The 17,641-nt window shown below is 38.3% G+C and carries 32 protein-coding genes; all 32 read right to left on the bottom strand.

All coding sequences use genetic code 11. The annotated features are described in order from the left end of the window. Nucleotides 1-77 precede the first annotated feature (77 nt). The 32 genes from PUW25_RS25705 to PUW25_RS25550 all read right to left on the bottom strand — a co-directional run bounded on the left by PUW25_RS25705 (nt 78) and on the right by PUW25_RS25550 (nt 17,628). Nucleotides 78-1,295 carry a glycosyltransferase family 2 protein gene (locus PUW25_RS25705; protein WP_052512170.1) on the bottom strand — a complete coding sequence of 406 codons (1,218 nt, stop codon included), beginning with the start codon at nt 1,293-1,295 and terminating at the stop codon, nt 78-80. Between the two features lie 84 nt (nt 1,296-1,379). Then, complete coding sequence (locus tag PUW25_RS25700; RefSeq protein ID WP_047913023.1) at nt 1,380-2,195, bottom strand: ThiF family adenylyltransferase; 816 nt, start codon at nt 2,193-2,195, stop codon at nt 1,380-1,382. Nucleotides 2,196-2,202: 7 nt separating this feature from the next. After that, the gene (locus tag PUW25_RS25695) at nt 2,203-2,628 is read right to left on the bottom strand and encodes a hypothetical protein (protein WP_047913024.1); all 426 of its coding nucleotides are present in this window, start codon (nt 2,626-2,628) and stop codon (nt 2,203-2,205) included. 11 nt (nt 2,629-2,639) lie between these two features. Beyond that, nucleotides 2,640-3,311: a hypothetical protein gene (locus PUW25_RS25690; RefSeq protein ID WP_047913025.1), complete on the bottom strand. Its 672-nt coding sequence runs from the start codon at nt 3,309-3,311 to the stop codon at nt 2,640-2,642. Then, nucleotides 3,283-3,810, bottom strand: a complete 528-nt coding sequence (locus tag PUW25_RS25685; protein ID WP_047913026.1) for a hypothetical protein — start codon at nt 3,808-3,810, stop codon at nt 3,283-3,285. The genes PUW25_RS25690 and PUW25_RS25685 overlap by 29 nt, the downstream gene beginning before the upstream one ends. Before the next feature lie 14 nt (nt 3,811-3,824). Beyond that, nucleotides 3,825-4,166: a hypothetical protein gene (locus PUW25_RS25680; protein WP_047913027.1), complete on the bottom strand. Its 342-nt coding sequence runs from the start codon at nt 4,164-4,166 to the stop codon at nt 3,825-3,827. After that, the gene (locus tag PUW25_RS25675) at nt 4,166-4,513 is read right to left on the bottom strand and encodes a hypothetical protein (protein ID WP_047913028.1); all 348 of its coding nucleotides are present in this window, start codon (nt 4,511-4,513) and stop codon (nt 4,166-4,168) included. Before PUW25_RS25675 ends, PUW25_RS25680 begins: the two co-directional genes overlap by 1 nt. Nucleotides 4,514-4,556: 43 nt before the next feature. Next, complete coding sequence (locus tag PUW25_RS25670; protein WP_047913029.1) at nt 4,557-5,372, bottom strand: hypothetical protein; 816 nt, start codon at nt 5,370-5,372, stop codon at nt 4,557-4,559. An 11-nt stretch (nt 5,373-5,383) separates the two neighbouring features. Then, nucleotides 5,384-7,249 carry a DEAD/DEAH box helicase gene (locus PUW25_RS25665; RefSeq protein WP_238546453.1) on the bottom strand — a complete coding sequence of 622 codons (1,866 nt, stop codon included), beginning with the start codon at nt 7,247-7,249 and terminating at the stop codon, nt 5,384-5,386. Nucleotides 7,250-7,387: 138 nt separating this feature from the next. After that, nucleotides 7,388-8,395 (bottom strand): hypothetical protein, encoded by a 1,008-nt coding sequence (locus PUW25_RS25660; protein ID WP_274338771.1) that lies wholly within the window; start codon nt 8,393-8,395, stop codon nt 7,388-7,390. A gap of 142 nt (nt 8,396-8,537) precedes the next feature. Further along, on the bottom strand, nt 8,538-8,819 hold the full coding sequence (locus tag PUW25_RS25655; protein WP_274338770.1) for a hypothetical protein: 282 nt from the start codon (nt 8,817-8,819) through the stop codon (nt 8,538-8,540). 54 nt (nt 8,820-8,873) lie between these two features. Next, on the bottom strand, nt 8,874-9,335 hold the full coding sequence (locus PUW25_RS25650) for a hypothetical protein (RefSeq protein WP_274338769.1): 462 nt from the start codon (nt 9,333-9,335) through the stop codon (nt 8,874-8,876). Beyond that, nucleotides 9,305-9,562, bottom strand: coding sequence for a hypothetical protein (locus PUW25_RS25645; protein WP_274338768.1), 258 nt, complete (start codon nt 9,560-9,562; stop codon nt 9,305-9,307). The genes PUW25_RS25650 and PUW25_RS25645 overlap by 31 nt, the downstream gene beginning before the upstream one ends. Beyond that, a complete protein-coding gene (locus PUW25_RS25640; RefSeq protein WP_274338767.1) occupies nt 9,562-9,783 on the bottom strand; it encodes a hypothetical protein in 222 nt (73 codons plus the stop codon). Before PUW25_RS25640 ends, PUW25_RS25645 begins: the two co-directional genes overlap by 1 nt. A 13-nt stretch (nt 9,784-9,796) precedes the next feature. Then, complete coding sequence (locus tag PUW25_RS25635; RefSeq protein WP_274338766.1) at nt 9,797-10,312, bottom strand: RNase H family protein; 516 nt, start codon at nt 10,310-10,312, stop codon at nt 9,797-9,799. A 293-nt stretch (nt 10,313-10,605) separates the two neighbouring features. Then, nucleotides 10,606-10,968: a hypothetical protein gene (locus PUW25_RS25630; RefSeq protein WP_274338765.1), complete on the bottom strand. Its 363-nt coding sequence runs from the start codon at nt 10,966-10,968 to the stop codon at nt 10,606-10,608. Between the two features lie 66 nt (nt 10,969-11,034). Then, entirely contained in the window at nt 11,035-11,259 is a 225-nt protein-coding gene (locus PUW25_RS25625; RefSeq protein ID WP_047913038.1) for a hypothetical protein, read from the bottom strand. Next, nucleotides 11,252-11,737: a hypothetical protein gene (locus tag PUW25_RS25620; protein ID WP_274338764.1), complete on the bottom strand. Its 486-nt coding sequence runs from the start codon at nt 11,735-11,737 to the stop codon at nt 11,252-11,254. The genes PUW25_RS25625 and PUW25_RS25620 overlap by 8 nt, the downstream gene beginning before the upstream one ends. Then, nucleotides 11,734-12,261 carry a DUF2493 domain-containing protein gene (locus PUW25_RS25615; protein WP_238546448.1) on the bottom strand — a complete coding sequence of 176 codons (528 nt, stop codon included), beginning with the start codon at nt 12,259-12,261 and terminating at the stop codon, nt 11,734-11,736. Before PUW25_RS25615 ends, PUW25_RS25620 begins: the two co-directional genes overlap by 4 nt. Nucleotides 12,262-12,792: 531 nt before the next feature. Then, complete coding sequence (locus PUW25_RS25610; RefSeq protein ID WP_047913040.1) at nt 12,793-13,002, bottom strand: hypothetical protein; 210 nt, start codon at nt 13,000-13,002, stop codon at nt 12,793-12,795. 96 nt (nt 13,003-13,098) lie between these two features. Further along, nucleotides 13,099-13,350: a hypothetical protein gene (locus PUW25_RS25605; RefSeq protein WP_047913041.1), complete on the bottom strand. Its 252-nt coding sequence runs from the start codon at nt 13,348-13,350 to the stop codon at nt 13,099-13,101. A 1-nt stretch (nt 13,351) separates the two neighbouring features. Beyond that, nucleotides 13,352-13,624, bottom strand: coding sequence for a hypothetical protein (locus PUW25_RS25600; protein ID WP_047913042.1), 273 nt, complete (start codon nt 13,622-13,624; stop codon nt 13,352-13,354). Nucleotides 13,625-13,635: 11 nt separating this feature from the next. Next, nucleotides 13,636-13,782, bottom strand: a complete 147-nt coding sequence (locus PUW25_RS25595; RefSeq protein WP_274338763.1) for a hypothetical protein — start codon at nt 13,780-13,782, stop codon at nt 13,636-13,638. Between the two features lie 51 nt (nt 13,783-13,833). Further along, nucleotides 13,834-14,070, bottom strand: coding sequence for a P-loop NTPase family protein (locus PUW25_RS25590; protein ID WP_047913043.1), 237 nt, complete (start codon nt 14,068-14,070; stop codon nt 13,834-13,836). A 550-nt stretch (nt 14,071-14,620) separates the two neighbouring features. Then, complete coding sequence (locus PUW25_RS25585) at nt 14,621-14,875, bottom strand: LysM peptidoglycan-binding domain-containing protein (protein ID WP_047913045.1); 255 nt, start codon at nt 14,873-14,875, stop codon at nt 14,621-14,623. An 86-nt stretch (nt 14,876-14,961) separates the two neighbouring features. Further along, nucleotides 14,962-15,195: a hypothetical protein gene (locus PUW25_RS25580; protein WP_047913046.1), complete on the bottom strand. Its 234-nt coding sequence runs from the start codon at nt 15,193-15,195 to the stop codon at nt 14,962-14,964. A 63-nt stretch (nt 15,196-15,258) separates the two neighbouring features. Next, the gene (locus PUW25_RS25575; protein ID WP_047913047.1) at nt 15,259-15,624 is read right to left on the bottom strand and encodes a hypothetical protein; all 366 of its coding nucleotides are present in this window, start codon (nt 15,622-15,624) and stop codon (nt 15,259-15,261) included. A gap of 35 nt (nt 15,625-15,659) precedes the next feature. Then, nucleotides 15,660-16,085, bottom strand: a complete 426-nt coding sequence (locus PUW25_RS25570; protein ID WP_047913048.1) for a hypothetical protein — start codon at nt 16,083-16,085, stop codon at nt 15,660-15,662. Nucleotides 16,086-16,102: 17 nt separating this feature from the next. Further along, on the bottom strand, nt 16,103-16,357 hold the full coding sequence (locus tag PUW25_RS25565) for a hypothetical protein (RefSeq protein WP_047913049.1): 255 nt from the start codon (nt 16,355-16,357) through the stop codon (nt 16,103-16,105). Between the two features lie 35 nt (nt 16,358-16,392). Then, nucleotides 16,393-16,575 carry a hypothetical protein gene (locus tag PUW25_RS25560; RefSeq protein WP_047913050.1) on the bottom strand — a complete coding sequence of 61 codons (183 nt, stop codon included), beginning with the start codon at nt 16,573-16,575 and terminating at the stop codon, nt 16,393-16,395. A gap of 14 nt (nt 16,576-16,589) precedes the next feature. Beyond that, nucleotides 16,590-17,060 (bottom strand): hypothetical protein, encoded by a 471-nt coding sequence (locus PUW25_RS25555; RefSeq protein ID WP_047913051.1) that lies wholly within the window; start codon nt 17,058-17,060, stop codon nt 16,590-16,592. 163 nt (nt 17,061-17,223) lie between these two features. Next, a complete protein-coding gene (locus PUW25_RS25550) occupies nt 17,224-17,628 on the bottom strand; it encodes a hypothetical protein (RefSeq protein ID WP_274338762.1) in 405 nt (134 codons plus the stop codon). Between the last annotated feature and the right edge of the window lie 13 nt (nt 17,629-17,641).

Raw genomic sequence — 17,641 nt, 5'->3', positions numbered from 1 at the left:
CGATAATCTTGGAGATATTAGGTTGTGATATTAGAATAGGTCAAAAATGCTCTGTTATACGAATTAATATTACAGATTTAAACAAGATCCTCCACTTGCTGAAGGCTTGAGGACTTTGTGTGTTTTGTTGTCACCCAAACTTTCTTAGAAAAAGTCAAGAATGACCAAAAATAAAGCGGAATATTAGATAGGCTAATTAGGTTTAAATAGAAGTAAGCCTTAAAGGTATTCACCTTATGTTTTGCATCCTTTAATGAGATATGGATATACATAAAATTAGAAAGAAGCATAAATGTGTAAACCCACATAGGAATAATCGTATCGTATAAAGTGTGGCCAAAAACCAAAGCTATATAGAAAAATGAAGACATGATAAAAGCGGCAGCAATTCTTCCTGGATTAAGCAGATAAAGAACGCTGTCAAATGCAGATAGGTCTCCCTTTATGAATGCTCTTTTAAGCAGGGGGGCAGTATATTTAAAGCATACATCCCAATGCCCTCTCGACCAGCGAAGACGCTGAATACAGCTGTCTTTAAAGCCAGTAGGCTTCTCGTCGTATACTTTAGCATGGTGGCACCACGTTGTTTTCACGCCTCTAAGGAGAGCCTGCATTGTAAATTCTAGGTCTTCAGTCAAGCTCTTAGCTGTCCAGCCTACTTCACGAAATACGTTCATCTCTACACAGAATCCAGTGCCGCCGATCACGTTACTGAGTCCAAGACGTGATTTGGCCAATTGCCATGATCTGTTCATTACACGAAAGCTTGTATCGAATGCGATCGTTACAAAGTTGTCTGTAGGATTTTTCGTGTCTATGTAGCATTGAACGATTTTCTCTCCAGCACAAAGGTGATTGTTCATTTGTTCAAGATAATTTCTCGAAACAAGATTGTCTGCATCAAATACACAGATTGCATCATACTGATTCAGATCGACTGTTTCAATCGCATAACGAATAGCATAGGGCTTTCCTTTTTTCTCCCCTGGGAGATAAAAATGCTCAAGGACCATTACATCCTTGGATCTACCTATCTCTGCTGTGTTGTCTTGACAGTTGTCAGCAATTAAGCAGATATCATATAGATGATCAGGATAGTCTATTTGCTTAAGATTTTCCAAGATGTCAGATATGACAGCCGCCTCGTTATTCGCAGGAATTAGAAGCAAAAATCGGTTTTCAGGCGCATGATTCGCTAACTTCTTTGCTTTGCCGAAGCCGAATAGACCAATGACAAACCAATAGCTTAACCAAAGGAAAATGACAATCTGCATCACTTCGAAAAAAGTCTTCAATGAACTAACCTCCGTTGTTATAAGAATTGAGAAATAAAAAAGCCGGCAGCCCTCAAAATGAGAGCCACCGGCTTTTATTGTGTATTATGCTGTAACTAAACGGACATTTTCTGCTAAAGCGAATTGTCCTGCAGTAATATATTCAGAGCGTGTTGATAATAGTCTTGCGTTGAAATTTGTTACATGACTGATAAGAGTGCGTGAGCCTAATATGTTATTTAGATAGCCAGCCATAACGAGAGCTGCCATTTCATTTGTCATCATGCGCTGCGGTTGATTAGCCACAATATCCCCGCATGACTCTGTAGGGAGCTTTGATTCCGTATCTGTTAAGATATCTTCATATAGATCTCCAACCGGCTGTAGCACTACTTTTCCGCTTAATTTAAGACCGCAAACAATCTGTCCAGAATATCCTGAAGCTGGATCATCTTCATCGTAAGGATCAATTCCACTATCAATGTAGATAATATCGCCTGTGCAGCTATGAAAGTATTCATGCATGATCTTGCGTGTTGCATGATTATCAACACAGCCGATAAGAATCTTTACCCGATGACCCCCAATGCTAAATGCTTCTTCAATACTTTGAATAGATTCAATGTACTCATCCTTATAATGAATCGGAAAGTCATAAACATTCCCATAACGATCAGCTAACACTTGAGACTTTACAAAACCAATATCTTCTTCGATGCATGGTTGCCGCAGGAGATTCTTCTCTTCAAATCGATCCCCATCAATAAGCGTATAAGTAAAGCGAAAAACTGGATTCGTCTGCAGGAAAGATTTAAGCATTTTTGAAAGACGCTGGGTTAAATATCCTCCATTACCTCCGACGCCAATCTGAACAATAGAAAATCCTGATAAAGAATCAGCTACATTGATTTCCTTGATCATAATATAATCACCCCTTTTTCGGTGCTTTGGTTACATTTGGAATGATATATTTCTGCTCCTTATCAATCATCATTTCAGTGCGGTCTTTAGAAAATTGAGGATACTCCATTTCCAAGTACTGTCGCACTTTTTCCAATGTTAATCCGTCTTCTGGAACGGGAATGCGCTTATCGTAAACGAGACATACCCAATTCGTATCATATTTGACAGGATCAGTCGGTGATGGCTTTGTAGCATTGACTTTAGGCTTTGAAGATTTTGATTTTGGAGTTGCTGCAGCAATAGGCTCACCAAAGAGATCATACTCAACATTAGCGTCTTTGCTTTCTGCCTCGTCTTCTGGTTCTTCTGGCTCCACTGATTTCATCATATAATCGAGCTGCTTTTGTTTTTCTAATTCCTCATTGTTTTCTTGCTCTTGAATAAAATCCATGATAATTCCTCCTAGTTGTTATTAATAAATAATCTAGACCAATCACCAAATGTCGTATTCATTGGTGTTAGGATATCGTAATCAAATGGCTTGTTTTTAAACATGTCAAAGACATTATACAAGGTGTCTTTAATTTTGTTGGTTTCTCCGGAAAAATAAATATGATCATTATTAGGCACTTCACGCCATTGATAAGGGAATGTCTGCAACTGCACAAGATCATGAACCAACTCATTAGTCCAGTAGCAGAGCTTTCCACTATCGTAAACATTAGAATAAGGGAATCGGTATAGCTCAGACGTGTCTCTAAGGCTTAAGTCTTTATAAGCTGCAACATATGCCGATATGAGTGTTTTACCAGCAACAGCAAAAGCAAAAACCATTTTTGGATATGGTATCGATTCGAAACTAAAATCATGATATTTAACATCATGGGTAGTTTCTTCTACTGTAATAAATAAATAGTTTGTTCCTTTTTCAGATTGAGCATATTTGGCTGTGTTTTGTGGAAGCGCAGGAGAAGTAAGAACCACTCTATCAGATGTAAATTCTTTCCCTCCTGTTGATGATTGAAGCATATCAATAATTTGATCCGCATAAACATATTTCGTCGTTTTAACTCCATTATCTTCAATAATTAAAAGCGGCATCTTTTCAGGATGAAGCTCGATCTTGACTGACATTTCCATTGCCTCCTTCTGTTAAATATGGCTTTATTTCTTTAAGTAAGTTCATAAAATTTATAGCACCCAACCCCACACCAACAAAATAATAATATTTAATATGCAATATATCTTCTTGTTCGATTTCCCACGAGGCATCAAAATCAAAACCTGAAATATCATCAAGAATATCTTCAAACTTCTTTTTGATGGGAGCTAGTATTTTTAATTCTGTTTCTGTTAAATCTTCACGAAAATAAAACTCGATTCTCGCAATTGTATCTTCATGATCATCATCGGAATAGCCAAATACTGCTCCGTAGGGAAATATAAGATCGTGAAGAGTTAGGCGAAATAATGTTTGAACTAATCCATCACCAGGCTGAGTTGTTAAGTTATTAAATTCCGATGAAGTTTCAAAATTATTAATCCTTCGAATTTTCAAGAGTGCAAGAATATCTAATTGATTAAGCCAATAATCACGTTCTTCAGCTCCGAACAAAGGGGTAACTTCGTGCATGGATCACACCTCTATTAAAAAAATTTTACTGGTTGTCGAACTCGCTGCATCTTTTTTAGCTCAAATATAAATTCGCGCATATATACATGTTGATAAATACTGTCTCTCAGCATATTGGGAGTATACTCCTCCCCATCTTCAAGGGTGGCAGTATAATTAATCTCTTCGAATAGTCGTTTAATGCCTTCAAAGCTAATGTTATCAAGCTGCTCATCAGATACTGAGTTGTTATTAAAAATGACATTTGCAACTTTCAATTCTTCTTCTTGATACTGGATATTATTGCTATTAATTGACTGAGTAGATAATGCGATTTCTAGTACACTACTATAATTAAAAAATTGTTCTTTAGGCATTAGATCAACCCCCTGTTTTTTGCTTCTTCAATCATCAATAAATAAGTTTTGGATTTGCGAAGATATTCAGCAATAACATCCATCCTTATATTTTTAGCTTTATTGCGCCTGTATTTTTTACTCATAATTTGAGAAGCAAGCTCGCGAAGATCAATATCCTGCACTCTTCTTTCAGTTAGGCGAATACAATTTAAAAGATGACTATCTGTCATATTGGCAGGCCGAATAACTAACCCCTTTTCTGTAGTCCAGAAGCCAATGAAATCCCCATTTTTAGCCTTCTGCAAATTGATTGAAGCCTGAAACTCACCGGGGTCTCGATAATGATAGGCTGTCATTAATTCCATGAATGTTCACCCCAATAAACATTAATTTCAAAAGAGATAATTTTTATGTGTTGAATATAGATTCGTATCGTTGCTGATCGTGGTACTTCTTCATCAAGTTATTAAGATCAAGCTGGGCTTCAATTTCTAAAAGCAAATCATTGTCATGACAACTTGATCTCGAATATGATCCTCCACTGTAATTAATATAAGAAATGTCTGGGTTCTGATACTCACCTTTCAAATCACTTGAGCTGGAATTTATCCAAGAACTAAAATTTACTTTGAACTTCGGCTTATATGTATAGAATTTGCCGATGCCAAGAGGCGATTTTGTAATCCGCCCGAACCTTTTTTCACATATGGTATCAATAGGTTCTCCCCAGGTAGATGAGACCCATAAATGACCTCGATCCCCAAAATTCTTAAATATATGAGTTAATCGGTGCTTATGGATAACCTTTGGCCATATATGTTTGCGAACATAGCTAGTCTTCTCAAATTTAATAACTTCACGGACAATTATCTTTCTAGCCTGCTGCTTAGTAACACCACTTGTTTTGCAAAGCACATGCACTTGGCCATGCTGATTAAACTGTAGATGCAGGTCATAAAGAGAGCGCCAGACTCTACGCTTCTGGCGCTTATCATAGTAGTGAACCCGCTTATGATCAAGACGACCGGTGTAATTATACAAGTTATAAAAAGTATCGGGCTCGACCTTAAAGCTATAGTTTCCATCAGGAATAAATTCTTCACCCCAATAATCTGACCTGCCCATTGCTTCTAAGTGAATCAATTGGTGAGCGAAGTAAACCTTCTCTTTTTCAGGCCCATATAAATATGGGACCTTCTTTACAACAACCGGCATTCCTTTCATAAAGATTCCTCCTAACCTCCAACAGTTACAAGACCCTGAGAAGATTTTTTTCTTTCCTTGATCATGTTTTCCATTGCAAGCTTGCTTATGTTCTTTGATGAGGCGGTTGACTTGCCGCCATCAATAACTGTATTGGCCATCGATGATTTACGCTCGAGAATATTCAGCAGATGCTCGTCGTATCCGTTATTCATGATCAAATAATAGATGTTGATGTTGCTAAACTTATTGCCTGTGCGATCAATGCGGCCATTCCGCTGCTCAACTAAAGTAGGATCCCAAGGCAAGTCAGCATGAATCATATAGTTGGCAACCTGCAAATTCAGTCCAGTGCTTCCAGCATCGGTACACACAATGGCCTTAATGTTCGGATTATTAACGAATTGCTCTTTAGCAAATTCCTTCGCGTTGTCATTCATCTTTCCATGGAATACCACCGATTGCTTGAGCTTGCTATGAATAAGCTCAGCCATACGGGCAAACTGAGTGAATATAACAACCTTAGACTTTGGCTCATCATAAAGCATTTGCTCATAGAACTGAACAATATGATCCACCTTTGGTGATTTAAGGTCTTTCTCGGACAAAGAGATATCCTTCAGTATGCCTTGCGCCATGGATGAATCGGACATTGTAAGAAGCTGCGGAGAATCACAAGCACTCAGCATAAATATTTGATAGCCTTGAGCTAATGCATCGTAATATTCCTTCGCCTCCTCTTTAGACATGCTTTTGCCGGCGATAAAATGATACTGATCCGGGCTAGAGGAAATCTTCTTAGCTGTCTCTTTAACTTCCATGTACTTATCCAGAAGATAATCATGAAGTTGTGCTTGCTTATCGGTCATATCAAGGAAGATTGGATCATCTGTAACTTTAGGCAATTGCTGTTGTACTTCTGGGTTCTCTTTCGTTCTCCGTATAAAGTAAGGCGCAATGCGATAATAAAGTTCTCCAAGCTCTTTGTAGCCTGTAATCCCATATCGCTTGCTATACTCGCAGTATCTTTCACGAAAAGCATACCAATCACCGAGTATATGTTCATTAACGAAGTAGAACAGACTCCACACCTCTTCTGCTTTACCCTGCATAGGTGTAGCAGTAGCAATAAACCGATGAGGAATATATTTTAGCTCATAAGTGGCGGAAGCTATCTGGCTTGGCTTGAGATCCAAAAAGGTATCTGTTACACCATTCTTTATTTTTTGAGCCTCATCTAATCCAACGGCATCAAAAGGAATACTAGTAATAAGTTTGCGAAGTTTTTCATCCCGCAGGATTTCATAGTTGATCACCAAATATTGTGTCTTCTTATGTGAAGCGAAGCCACGTATGAGCTTCTCTCTCTGCTTGGATGTGCCTGTTACTGGAATAGCTGGCTTACCCGTAAACTTCTCAATTTCCTTAGCCCATTGCCTCTTAAGAGAATTAAGTGTGACGATCAGTCCGCGCTTGCCACCACGTTCAAAAATTTTCTCAAAAGCGCCGATCAATTGCGGAGTCTTGCCAAGACCGCAACCATCAAAAACGGCAGCGGATCCTCGATCAAGAAGAAAGTTTGCACCCACTTTTTGATATGGATATAGCAACAGCTTAAATTTCTTGAACTCTGTTTCGGATTCCCATTGTAAGTGCTTCTGTACAATCTCGTCATAGATGTCTAATCCAGCAACGATTTCGTTAAGCGGGGTCATCCAGATAATCTGATTGTTAAAATTAAACAAAAGAGCACCAACATTGTCACGGGAGATCATCCACTCGCCAGTTTCCATGTTGAACGCACGTCCAGGCAAAGATCGAACTCTGGACAAAGTATATTCGAATGTATCTATGTTATCCAATATTTTAATATATACGTTATCGTATTGGCTGCGCACTTGTATCAAGAGGAAACCTCCCTTCTATCCTACATTATATCACGTTAACCCATTGTTCAATACTATTTTAAACAATTAGGCACTGCATGCAAGGCCCGATTTTAAATAATCATCGGAACCCTGAGTTGCAATGTCTAGTTAGAAAATTTGCTTTCCTGCAGAATCAACCGGAGCACCCCACTGCATAGACTGCGCCTGAAAGCTATTTGGGGATGCAGAGCCTTGTGGTTGAGCCTGTGGCGCTTGCGAAGACGACTGCTGACCAAAGAGTGGTTGAGCTGCAAAAGGATGCTGAGCGCTAAAAGCAGGAGGCTGAGAGCCGAATGTTTGGGATCCAAAGCCAAAAGATTGATGCTGAGACCGCTGATTCGATTGCTGATTCACAATTTGAAGAGCTTTTTCCATTGCAATTTCTATAATGGTTTGCTCTTGAATGTAGGCAAGTGCCTTGTACTTATTTCGAACATCCTGCACGTATTCGAATGGGGACACATCCGGATGAACAAACGAAGTATTCGGAAGATTTCCTTGTTGTGCTATCGTCTTAATGTAAGGCGTTACTTGTCCATTAGCCCTATCTTGGTGAACCTGAAGCATGCGTCGTTTTTTCGGTGTGAGTGAAGCATTTTCTTCAGTAAATACATCTGTATTGCGATCCCAATGGTCCTCCATGCCGATTAAATAGCGACTACCTGGTGCTTTGTTGCTATCCACTACTCGAAAATTGATGTTAAGCATATGTAGAGGAGATTTATCATGAGTAATTGTGAGTGAAATGGATACACTATTTTCATACTCAACAGCAGAGAAACGAGCTCCATTGAGTTCATAAGTGGCACGCTTACGATTATTTGCGCCAATCTCAACAGAATCGCCATTCAGAAATCGCTGGTCAATGCCCATAATGGCTTGATAAAGGGAGCTGAAATTAGCAATTCGGAGTGTAGAGAAAGCTTCTCTTCCGTCATATAAGCGCTCTGGGCCATTAGTATTGAGCAACCGAGGGTAATAAGTTAACGACCATCCTTTTGTAATGGATCCCTCAGAAATATCTTGAACGATAACAGGATAAGTACCATTACCAGTCATCATGCCTACTTCAACAGAGATTGCGTTTTGAATATCGCTTTTAATTTTATCTAACATTATAATTTCCTCCAATTATTTTTAGATTTAGGTAGCTTTACTTGAGTATTCCAAAAGTGATTGATCAATGCGAATAAAACAACAGCGGGCAGTAGCCAAAACTGCCCTATCAGAACAAAGAATCCGAATATAAAATACCAAATCATAATGCTACTTCTTCCTTGATACGCTCATATTGCAAAACGTTATGTGCTTTACGTTCTTCCTGAAGTGCCAGATCATCAATAATAGCAAGCTTTGACATAGTCCACATAGCAAGAAGCGTATTCTTAGAAGTAAGTTGAGATTCTACTTCATCAGAAAGTGCCTCAGAAGCTGCGCGCAGTGCTTCATACCTCTGCATGGATGTAAGAGGCTTAATCGCCTCTGTTATAGTATTCATAGTGCCTGCATTAACGATTTTATTTACAATATTCATAAGCATAAGTATTCCCTCCGTAATGTTAATTCTATAAGGCCATGGGAGCGTTAGCGACGATCAACACAGATGGCTTCCGCTTAAATAAGTGAGTGCTGTTTTCGCTGGAGCCTCATAATCTCCGAGTTCTTCTTTAAAGTAATTGTAATGCCTTACATGAACGCGGGAATCTTCTTTTAGTCCGCCATCTATAAGGCCTTGAAGGAATAATCCGGTCTCTTTCTCAGTTCCAAACTCATGTTCCTTCTCTAAATATTTGCCATCGAGTATTTGAATTGTGATACGCCTTACAATATCACGACATATATCCTTTTCTTCCTCAGTATATGCTTCCTCAATAATGCGATTTAGTTGCCAATATTTATTCCAGCCACCGATTTCCACATGAAAGCCAGGGCATTCCATAGCACGCCTATCTAGCTTTTCTGCCATCTTTAAAGCTTGAGAATAGTTTGCATCACCAAAGTCTAGTGTTACAGTCTCGTTACATTTTAAGCATGTCGTTTTGATTTGTCTTCCCATTGAATCTCTTCCTCCTCAATAATGATCTCTTCAATACTTTGTCTTCGGAGATCCCATCTAATATAAAATGTAAACAAAGCAGCGGCAGCAAGAATAATAAAAATGCCGAAGGGTTCTAATAAAATAGCTAGTGAAGCCAGAATGGCAGCCGTTAATAAGCAAAGCATGAAACGATCTGCAATAAAATCCAAGCCAGGTCCGATAATATCCATGAATGATCTTTTCATCAGATCACCGTCCTGACAATTGGATTCTGAATATAAGCAAACGCAATCGTATTTGGAATAGTTGCAGGTTTGTTCTTTCTAAGATCAATAATGTTCTTGAATGTGCAGAATGTATAACTGGTATCTTCCACTACACCTAAATACTTTTTGCCTAAATAAACAAACTCAACACGAGCATCGATTCTTGCCCAACCTGGGCGATTCTTATCTTGCGGTAGCATGATATCCTCCTTCTTATGACACAGCGATTGCTGTTTCATATATCGTTTGTTTTGCTTTCATTGCATATTCACTTGAGATATGAATAGCTTCGATATTATTCTCTGGAGCTGGGCTATCGGCCATATAATGGACTTTATAGCTTATAGTCTTTGACTCCAAAAGAGCATGAATTTGACGCCATAAATCCTCATGTTTGAGCTGATCGCCATTAGCTTTCTTGAAATCATTCTTAGCCCATTGATGAATCAGCTTATTTAGACCCGCACTGACTTGTGGAATGCCGGTATAGATATGGACAAAGGCTTTTTTCTTTATTTCTTTAAGTCCCTCAAGAACTGCTTTAAGCGTCATTCGAGTTACAGTTGTATCCTTGCCATATCCACCAAGAGTTTTTTTATAATGCTGGCCACCCATAGCAGAATGAAGCATGACACAATAGCCTCCATCCTTGTTGGTGTTAGCAGTGCCGGATACCCACATTTCAATGCGCAAACTGTCAAATTCTTTCTTTCCTTTTGTGCCACTCATCTTAAGCGACCTCCTATATAAAATAATGATATTTGCTGAAACATTTGATAACTCAAAATATTTGGATCACCAAATCTATCAACAAATTTTTTGATTTTACATACTTAATACGACATATTCCATACTACATATGATTTAAGCATTCAAGAAATAGAAAAAGACCCACATCATATGATATGGGTCTAAATCGTATTTCATATATAGTATTTAGTAGCAACTAGAATCTCTTACCCGTGTCTTATTTAGAGTCCATCACGGCATGGAGCCAGGGGTTGCTTCCCCGGCAAGACGAATTACTTAAAGCTATTTTTGATGAAATCTGGAAGCTGGTCAAAGATTTCCTTGGGTATATCATCAATGTTTCCGCCAACAATGATATGCCCATTTAAACCAGGTATTTTGAATGGATCAAAGCTCTCCTCTTTGTGAGAATGCAACATCATTTCTTTAAGCTCTTGAAGCTTAGCTTTCTTAGCTTCTTTAATTTGCTCTTGGATAACTGATTTGAAAGTATCGCCAATGTTTTCGACCGTTGCTTCTTTCAGAGATACAGAGATTTCATCGGTTTTAAGATTAAATTGACTCTCTTTATCTGAACCCTCTACTGGGTTAACGACATGGATAGATAGACCTTTGATTGTGATGTTAGCTTGCATGATTAAATTCCTCCAAAGTATGTTTTATTATTTAACTTCAAAAAGCCCCCGCAGTCGTTAGACTGCTTATTTGAAACGTCTAGTGCGACGATCCTCAAGTACATTACGAACGGCATTTCTATAGTTGGCACGGTTAAGCTTGGGATCCTTGGCTTCCCTCTTATTCGCTTGATGAACAGCTTCAGATCTTGCAATATGCTGATGTGTGGCCATCATATGTCCAAGAAGCAATCCACTCTTACCGTTAATTTGATAAGCCAGGGAATCAATAAGATAAAGATTCTCATCCACCAGGCTCCACCTCCTTAATAAAGTCAGAAAGCTTCATTTTGTCATGGTCGGGTATCATCGTATAATTTACACCCTTCTCATGATACGCCAGTTCTCGACTCGTAGTACGAGAACCTGTCTGATCATAGACCTTGATCCAAAAATCGACACGATCACGCTCGACTACTGTCGCATTAAAGTCGAATCGAAGCGGGTAGAAAAACCCACGATCTTTGACTCTAAGTACATAAAGTAGAGGTATTTCGCCACTGTGTGAAGAAAACGAATCACCATGAAAGTAAGGGATAGAATAATAATATCCATCTTGATTAGAAACATCCATTCGATCCATTGGCTGCTCTTGAATATCAAAGAAATCTTCTGATACATATGTAGCGAATATTCCAAGACCAGCTTGGAATTTAACGTGGAAATCATGAGAAAGTTCAGGATAGCCCGAAGGGCGTGATCTCAGCCATTCTTTAAGGTTGTTATTCATACGACACCTTCTTTATTGTAATGTATTACACGAACCTGTAATCCTTTATTCTTAGCGATATTAATCATGCCTGCTGTTCCTTTGCTAATGCTATCCCAGAAGGCCACAAGAGCATCGCCATTATCGGCCATATCAGCATTTCGCCTATGTCCAGCAGAACGATCAACAGGACCTCTCGGACCCCTAGGGCGCCAATTAGGGATGTATGTATCTATAAAGTATCCTCTTTCATTGGCATATCGCTCTCCTAGCATGTCTGCACCTATAGCATTTCCTGAAACAATCACGATGTTCTTCTTGTGTTGCAAGAGATGATCCAAATGTCTGCTAAGCAGTGCGTAATCATCGAAGTCGCGTGACCCGGCTACAACAAGTCTGAAGTATTCATCCACTTCAATAACATCCACGATAGATATGGCCGAATCATCCAGATTCCACATCTTCTCTACGTCTAATGGATCCTTGCAGTACTGCACTTTAAGTTCGCTATAGTTGGTGTCGTCTCTGTATTGTACAAGATACATCGAAAAATGTCTCCTCAATTCATATATTTTTGTTGTATTGCCTTACATTTTAGTACAAAACGACGGATTTTGCGATAGTCACCGATTAAATGGCATGCTACATAGATACCAAGCACGATACCGAAAACAGTCAATTTAGTTAGCCTCCCTCCACTGGAATAGAACATTACACGAACAGTATGTGTACAATTTGTGAACGTTTTAGGATTGGGTGTATATACCCTATGTTTTCCGGTAATTCTTTATATATAGAAGCAAGCTTACTTAAGAATAGATAGATTACATTCAATTCAAGAGTTAGCTTACTTCTGATGTAGATAGAAAAATAAAAAGGTGGAGCAAAAACGGCAGCTACCTTTAATAGAATGAGCTATCGTATAGAATCGTCAGTTCATTCTATTGAGAGTAACATTCATTAGTAAGATACATAAATAATCGGCCTTTGGGAGAGGTCTGTCCAAATGAGGCAGAGCATAAAACCTTTAAAACCCTATGCAATGGTTTAGTTATCCCATATAGGGAAACGAATCTTTAGGAGTGAGCAGTCTCTAATGACAGCACCTCCTCTACTTTATTTTCGAGAGCCTGGCGATCACGGGAATAGAAAGTATACTTCCCTTTCACGAAAGGCTTAGGGCCTTCCTCGATAATGATATCTCCTTTACTCCGAGTAGCGACAACCAAAGCAAAGTTATTCTGAATAGGCTTCATAAAATATCTGATGATCTGTTTATTATCCATGATATGACACTCCTTTAAATATAGTATGGTACTGCTATACTCCCGAGTTGGGAGCCCGCGCTTGGCCAAAAGCCTATTTATAGTCGCCAAGCCGACTTAGAAAAAGAGGGATGCTGATTGTCTGATGCATTCTTGTTTGAGATGCTGATTTTTGACAAATAAGTCAACGAGCATTAATTTGAGTGCGCTTTCAGGAATATCTTTGATCTGTTCGGACACCCAATGAGTAAGCAAATTACTTTCAGTTTCGATATCAAATGAAGCATTCTCGATATAAGCGGACATATTATCAAGGTATTGTTTGGCTTGATCATCGGTCATTTTCTCTTGTGCGACAGCAGTTAACATTTTATTCGCTCCAATCTATTTGAGTTTGATATGCTTCTAAAGCTTGTTGTCGATACCAGTCGGCTGCTTTAAAGCTGATCGGCATCGGACGATAAATCTTGATGTTTAGTTCAGCACACTTTTGTTCGATCTCACCTAGGATTTGACGGCATTCGTCATCCTTATCTTGAAGATAGAATGTATCAGCTCTGATTAAATCAATACTGAGCTGGGCGGGGAGAGGGGTGCGCTGTAAACAATAGATGTGATCATCTAAGCTAGTGTAATTAAACATAATTAGTCTCCTTAGAAAGGGACGCATTCTAAACAGAAATGGTCATCTATGCATCCACATGGTTTGTATGTATGAATGTCTTGCTCATAGCCAGTCGGATCGAAATCCCAGTGCATCTGCTGGAACTCCGGATCGTCGAAAATAAATACATTTTTCATAAGTCTTCCTCCTAATAAAAAAGCCCGCTCCATTAAGGAACAGGCTTAGGTTTAATTTGTGGTTGATTCTAACTCGTTATAGTATTCATCAAACTCGTATTCAAACTTTCGATCTATTACTGTGCCTTCTTCATTAAAAACAACTAGCATAGGAACTCCGAGAAGATACTCGCGAATTTCAAAATCGAGTCCTCGCTGATAAAGCTCGCCACCTATCATACCAAGTATTAAATCGTAGGCGTTATTTATTCTTTCAATTTCCTTCTGAATCTTAGGATCTTTTGGCATCTACATATAATTCCTCCTTCTAGTAGTTTGCTAGAATTATACAATTGTGTTAAGCATATTAATAGTACTAATCAATAGTACGAAAACACGTCCTGATAAATGAAAGAGCCAAGCTTAATTACCTAATCGCATCGTATAAGTATTTAATATATCATATGAAATAGGAATTATATAATATATCATACGATATAACTGTTATCGCATATGATATAAGACTTAAATCATATGAAATATCTTATAAATCATATGAAATACTATTGAGCGGATTCAGATAGCTCCATTAGATAAGCCGAATAAATAAAGAACATCATAAGTATAATTGCTCCTATAACCTCAAACTTGCGCTTTAGCGGGATTTTAGGATTTCTGAGAGCGGGAATAGCGATGATAAAGCATAGGAAAAGAAACAGCTCGAATATGATAACAGCAATTGTATTATACGTCTGGTTTATATCTATGATTATAACCTCCAATCATATTCTGTTTCGCTGCTAGTACAGCTCATCAGTACGGTTTGATTACCGCAGACAGAATAGGGGAGAGGCCCCCCTTATTTTTGCATTGGTATACGAACGATCATACCTGGCTTAAGATCACCTGGATTATGTAAGTTGCTTTTATCAATCATATAGGCGACGATGGCACGTTTATCTGTATCAATGTCACTTTGCTCAGCAATACTCCAAAGTGTATCGCCAGAATCAACAACATAGTCAACATATGCAGGATCAGGCTGCCATGCAATAATGCCAATAGTAGTACAGAGAGTGATAAAGAATGCGATAGCAAGTGATTTAGTTTTCATAGGTAAAACCTCCAGTTTATGATTGAATAAGAAAAAGGACTGCTATATAGACAGTCCTCATAAAGCCCTTGCTATCGTTAGATAGCCTAGAAATGATATTGCTCACAAGAGATAATTTCATCCTCATGAAGAAGAAGATCAATGAGAAGAGTAGTCCCAGAAGCTAAATCGAAAGAGATAGCATAATCAAAGTGAAAGTTTTCACCTTCTCGTTTAGAAAAAGACGCCTGAATGTTTCTTTCTTTGGTGTCCTTGATGTTGTATAGTCGTCCTGGAATCATGAGAACTTTGTTTACTGGGTGTAGAATAGGTGGTTGCATGTAGAAAATCTCCTTTGAATTAGAAATAAAAAAAGACTGCCTAAGTGGCAGCCGAAGGTAAAACTATTCATCCATCTCGCCAATATCGACAGTTACTGTTGATATCTCATATCGATATATTGGAACGCTTAATAATTTATAATTAAATTTGGCAGGCGAGTCTGGAAATGCTCTGAACATATTGCGCTTCTCGAAAATAACAATCTCATCATCACCATTATCTTTTCTGGTCAAAACAATATAATCCAGGCGATCTATGATGTCATATTCTATGAATGGAATGAGCTTATTTACAACTTCTTCGAAATACTTATGAATTGGATCAACAGTTATTACAGTAGCTCCATCGTGGGAAGTTAGACCATGATTTAGGTATTCATCAATCAAGTCATGCAGGAAATAATCTAAATCTAAATTGCTTACTGTCAAAAGAATCCGTCCCCTCAAAATAGAATAATTTACCTTTAAAACAATAGCATAGAATCATTCTGATTGGCAGTGCTAATCCAACCGCATTGATCCTCAAAATGAATAAGCTCAGCTTGATCAATTACGGATCCATCAAGAGTATGAAATTCTCGAGAACGGTAAGGATTATATCTTACTTGAACATTAAGATCTGCAGACTTGTCTGAATCAATAGCAACAAGAGTTCCGGAGAAGACAGCACAAACAGCTCGTTGTTTCTTCTCTTGAATAGAATCATATTTGCTCTGAATAATACGAGAACGAGCCGACCTAATGGTGACTCGCTCTGCATAAGCCAATACTTTATTATATGTAGGACTCTTAGGCTGACGATCAAGAATACTGAATACACCTTTCTTATTCAGATTCACATAAACGTCAACACGCTGTCCTATAATTGGATTCCCATTTCGTATTTCCAATATCATATGCTCCTTTACTATACGGCAGCGCTGATAAGCGCAGAGTCCACACGAATGATTGATTCATAAGAAAACTGGCAATTCACATCGAAAGTAATCTCACCTTCAGCAGTACGCTTTTCAGCATTATTCATGCGGACAACATAAGGGAGGTTAGGGTCGATAAAACATTCACCAGTATATTGAGTTCCATTGATAACAGTAACCGTGTTGATCTTGCCAGGGGAGAGAAGACTATCATAGCGGCGATCATAACCAAACATTAAATCCATTCGACCACGTCCTTGTATGAAATAAAAAAGCTCACCTATTGGCGAGCTTTAATCGTTGCTTGTATTCGTTTATTAATTTCTTTTCTATTTCTGATAAAGGCACTGACATTAGAAGTGTCAACTCCAGGCAATGTTTGTTCAACATAATGACCGTTAGTGTGTCGATCAGCGGCTTTTTCTAATTCTTTGAAGCGTCGATCAAGTATTTCTTTGTCCATGTTAATCACCTCTCTTATAAGTATACATTAACCAAATGCTGAGCGGTAGTCTCAGATACAATCATATCTTGGCCACTTATAGGAACCGCACCTAAAGATGAGAAATAATTGACCAGTTTAGTCTTAGCTTTCAGGCCAATAAAACCTTCGTGACCTAGTTCCATGCTTCGTTTACAGCAAAATGCAAATAAATGAGCTCCAATATGAGAAAACTGTTTATTAATCGGATCCCTATTACGGGGTGAGCTTTCGATTAAAAGCATAAAAACATGATCTTCTTTCTTTTCCAGTGCAATGGCGCCTTGTATTGTACCACTAGGATCACCTGTAACAACCATTTTATACACTTCTACTTTAGGAGCGTTAAAATAAATATTCCAGTCAAAAGAAGGCTCCCATCCAGTTTTATTCATAAATTTGACATCTGCTTTGGTTAAAGGAAGGAAGGATACGGGATATTCTTCACCATTTCTATGTAGAATCATTTTGCTAAAAGAACTCCTTTCATAAGCGGAAAATGCGGTTCATTGATCATATTAGCATAATAAATACGCTTAATGATTTATTTCACTAATTAAATTATTAATGTAATGAAATAAATAATGAACATAATAAAAGCCGCCCAATAACGAGCGGCAATGAAAGACATTACATAGAAAAAGATAACCTAGGTGGCATCATATAATGGACTCCTACACGTAAAGCCATCTTAGCTTTATCTATATCCTTATAGTATCCAGATATACGATCGTGGTGAAGGCAGACATCAAGTTCAAAATCATAAGAGTCATAGCCAATATAATAACCTGCGGCTGAATGCATAATCTTTTCAGGGGAGACGAGATTGCCATAAGCATCAAAGTTGTAACGGTATGTATTATCTAAGTATTCAAACAGTAAAGATTTAGCTTTAGTAACTGAATAGTCAGGCTCATAAATAAAGATGCCTTCTGATTCAAGTATGTCCATCAAAAGACTGCGGGAGATATTCTGAGCGGCAGGGTAGAGAGGTAAAATAGAATCTAAAAGTTCTACAACTTGCATAGTATTCATATGTATAGTCTCC

Origin of the sequence: Paenibacillus urinalis, assembly GCF_028747985.1 — a bacterium.
Taxonomy (GTDB): domain Bacteria; phylum Bacillota; class Bacilli; order Paenibacillales; family Paenibacillaceae; genus Paenibacillus; species Paenibacillus urinalis.
Note: the sequence above shows the minus strand (reverse complement) of the source record. Positions and strands in the feature narration are given on the sequence as shown.

Bases quoted from the DNA above. Each gene is read 5' to 3' on its own strand.
- PUW25_RS25595 (WP_274338763.1), bottom strand. From the start codon at position 13,782: ATGAAAAATGTATTTATTTTCGACGATCCGGAGTTCCAGCAGATGCAC.
- PUW25_RS25550 (WP_274338762.1), bottom strand. From the start codon at position 17,628: ATGAATACTATGCAAGTTGTAGAACTTTTAGATTCTATTTTACCTCTC.
- PUW25_RS25620 (WP_274338764.1), bottom strand. From the start codon at position 11,737: ATGAATAACAACCTTAAAGAATGGCTGAGATCACGCCCTTCGGGCTAT.
- PUW25_RS25585 (WP_047913045.1), bottom strand. From the start codon at position 14,875: ATGAAAACTAAATCACTTGCTATCGCATTCTTTATCACTCTCTGTACT.
- PUW25_RS25565 (WP_047913049.1), bottom strand. From the start codon at position 16,357: ATGGATTTAATGTTTGGTTATGATCGCCGCTATGATAGTCTTCTCTCC.
- PUW25_RS25555 (WP_047913051.1), bottom strand. From the start codon at position 17,060: ATGATTCTACATAGAAATGGTGAAGAATATCCCGTATCCTTCCTTCCT.
- PUW25_RS25690 (WP_047913025.1), bottom strand. From the start codon at position 3,311: ATGTCAGTCAAGATCGAGCTTCATCCTGAAAAGATGCCGCTTTTAATT.
- PUW25_RS25615 (WP_238546448.1), bottom strand. From the start codon at position 12,261: ATGTATCTTGTACAATACAGAGACGACACCAACTATAGCGAACTTAAA.
- PUW25_RS25685 (WP_047913026.1), bottom strand. From the start codon at position 3,810: ATGCACGAAGTTACCCCTTTGTTCGGAGCTGAAGAACGTGATTATTGG.
- PUW25_RS25630 (WP_274338765.1), bottom strand. From the start codon at position 10,968: ATGCAAGCTAACATCACAATCAAAGGTCTATCTATCCATGTCGTTAAC.
- PUW25_RS25660 (WP_274338771.1), bottom strand. From the start codon at position 8,395: ATGTTAGATAAAATTAAAAGCGATATTCAAAACGCAATCTCTGTTGAA.
- PUW25_RS25580 (WP_047913046.1), bottom strand. From the start codon at position 15,195: ATGCAACCACCTATTCTACACCCAGTAAACAAAGTTCTCATGATTCCA.
- PUW25_RS25655 (WP_274338770.1), bottom strand. From the start codon at position 8,819: ATGCTTATGAATATTGTAAATAAAATCGTTAATGCAGGCACTATGAAT.
- PUW25_RS25600 (WP_047913042.1), bottom strand. From the start codon at position 13,624: ATGTTTAATTACACTAGCTTAGATGATCACATCTATTGTTTACAGCGC.
- PUW25_RS25635 (WP_274338766.1), bottom strand. From the start codon at position 10,312: ATGAGTGGCACAAAAGGAAAGAAAGAATTTGACAGTTTGCGCATTGAA.
- PUW25_RS25700 (WP_047913023.1), bottom strand. From the start codon at position 2,195: ATGATCAAGGAAATCAATGTAGCTGATTCTTTATCAGGATTTTCTATT.
- PUW25_RS25610 (WP_047913040.1), bottom strand. From the start codon at position 13,002: ATGGATAATAAACAGATCATCAGATATTTTATGAAGCCTATTCAGAAT.
- PUW25_RS25640 (WP_274338767.1), bottom strand. From the start codon at position 9,783: ATGCTACCGCAAGATAAGAATCGCCCAGGTTGGGCAAGAATCGATGCT.
- PUW25_RS25560 (WP_047913050.1), bottom strand. From the start codon at position 16,575: ATGGACAAAGAAATACTTGATCGACGCTTCAAAGAATTAGAAAAAGCC.
- PUW25_RS25680 (WP_047913027.1), bottom strand. From the start codon at position 4,166: ATGCCTAAAGAACAATTTTTTAATTATAGTAGTGTACTAGAAATCGCA.
- PUW25_RS25645 (WP_274338768.1), bottom strand. From the start codon at position 9,562: ATGAAAAGATCATTCATGGATATTATCGGACCTGGCTTGGATTTTATT.
- PUW25_RS25650 (WP_274338769.1), bottom strand. From the start codon at position 9,335: ATGGGAAGACAAATCAAAACGACATGCTTAAAATGTAACGAGACTGTA.
- PUW25_RS25675 (WP_047913028.1), bottom strand. From the start codon at position 4,513: ATGGAATTAATGACAGCCTATCATTATCGAGACCCCGGTGAGTTTCAG.
- PUW25_RS25695 (WP_047913024.1), bottom strand. From the start codon at position 2,628: ATGGATTTTATTCAAGAGCAAGAAAACAATGAGGAATTAGAAAAACAA.
- PUW25_RS25605 (WP_047913041.1), bottom strand. From the start codon at position 13,350: ATGTTAACTGCTGTCGCACAAGAGAAAATGACCGATGATCAAGCCAAA.
- PUW25_RS25590 (WP_047913043.1), bottom strand. From the start codon at position 14,070: ATGCCAAAAGATCCTAAGATTCAGAAGGAAATTGAAAGAATAAATAAC.
- PUW25_RS25670 (WP_047913029.1), bottom strand. From the start codon at position 5,372: ATGAAAGGAATGCCGGTTGTTGTAAAGAAGGTCCCATATTTATATGGG.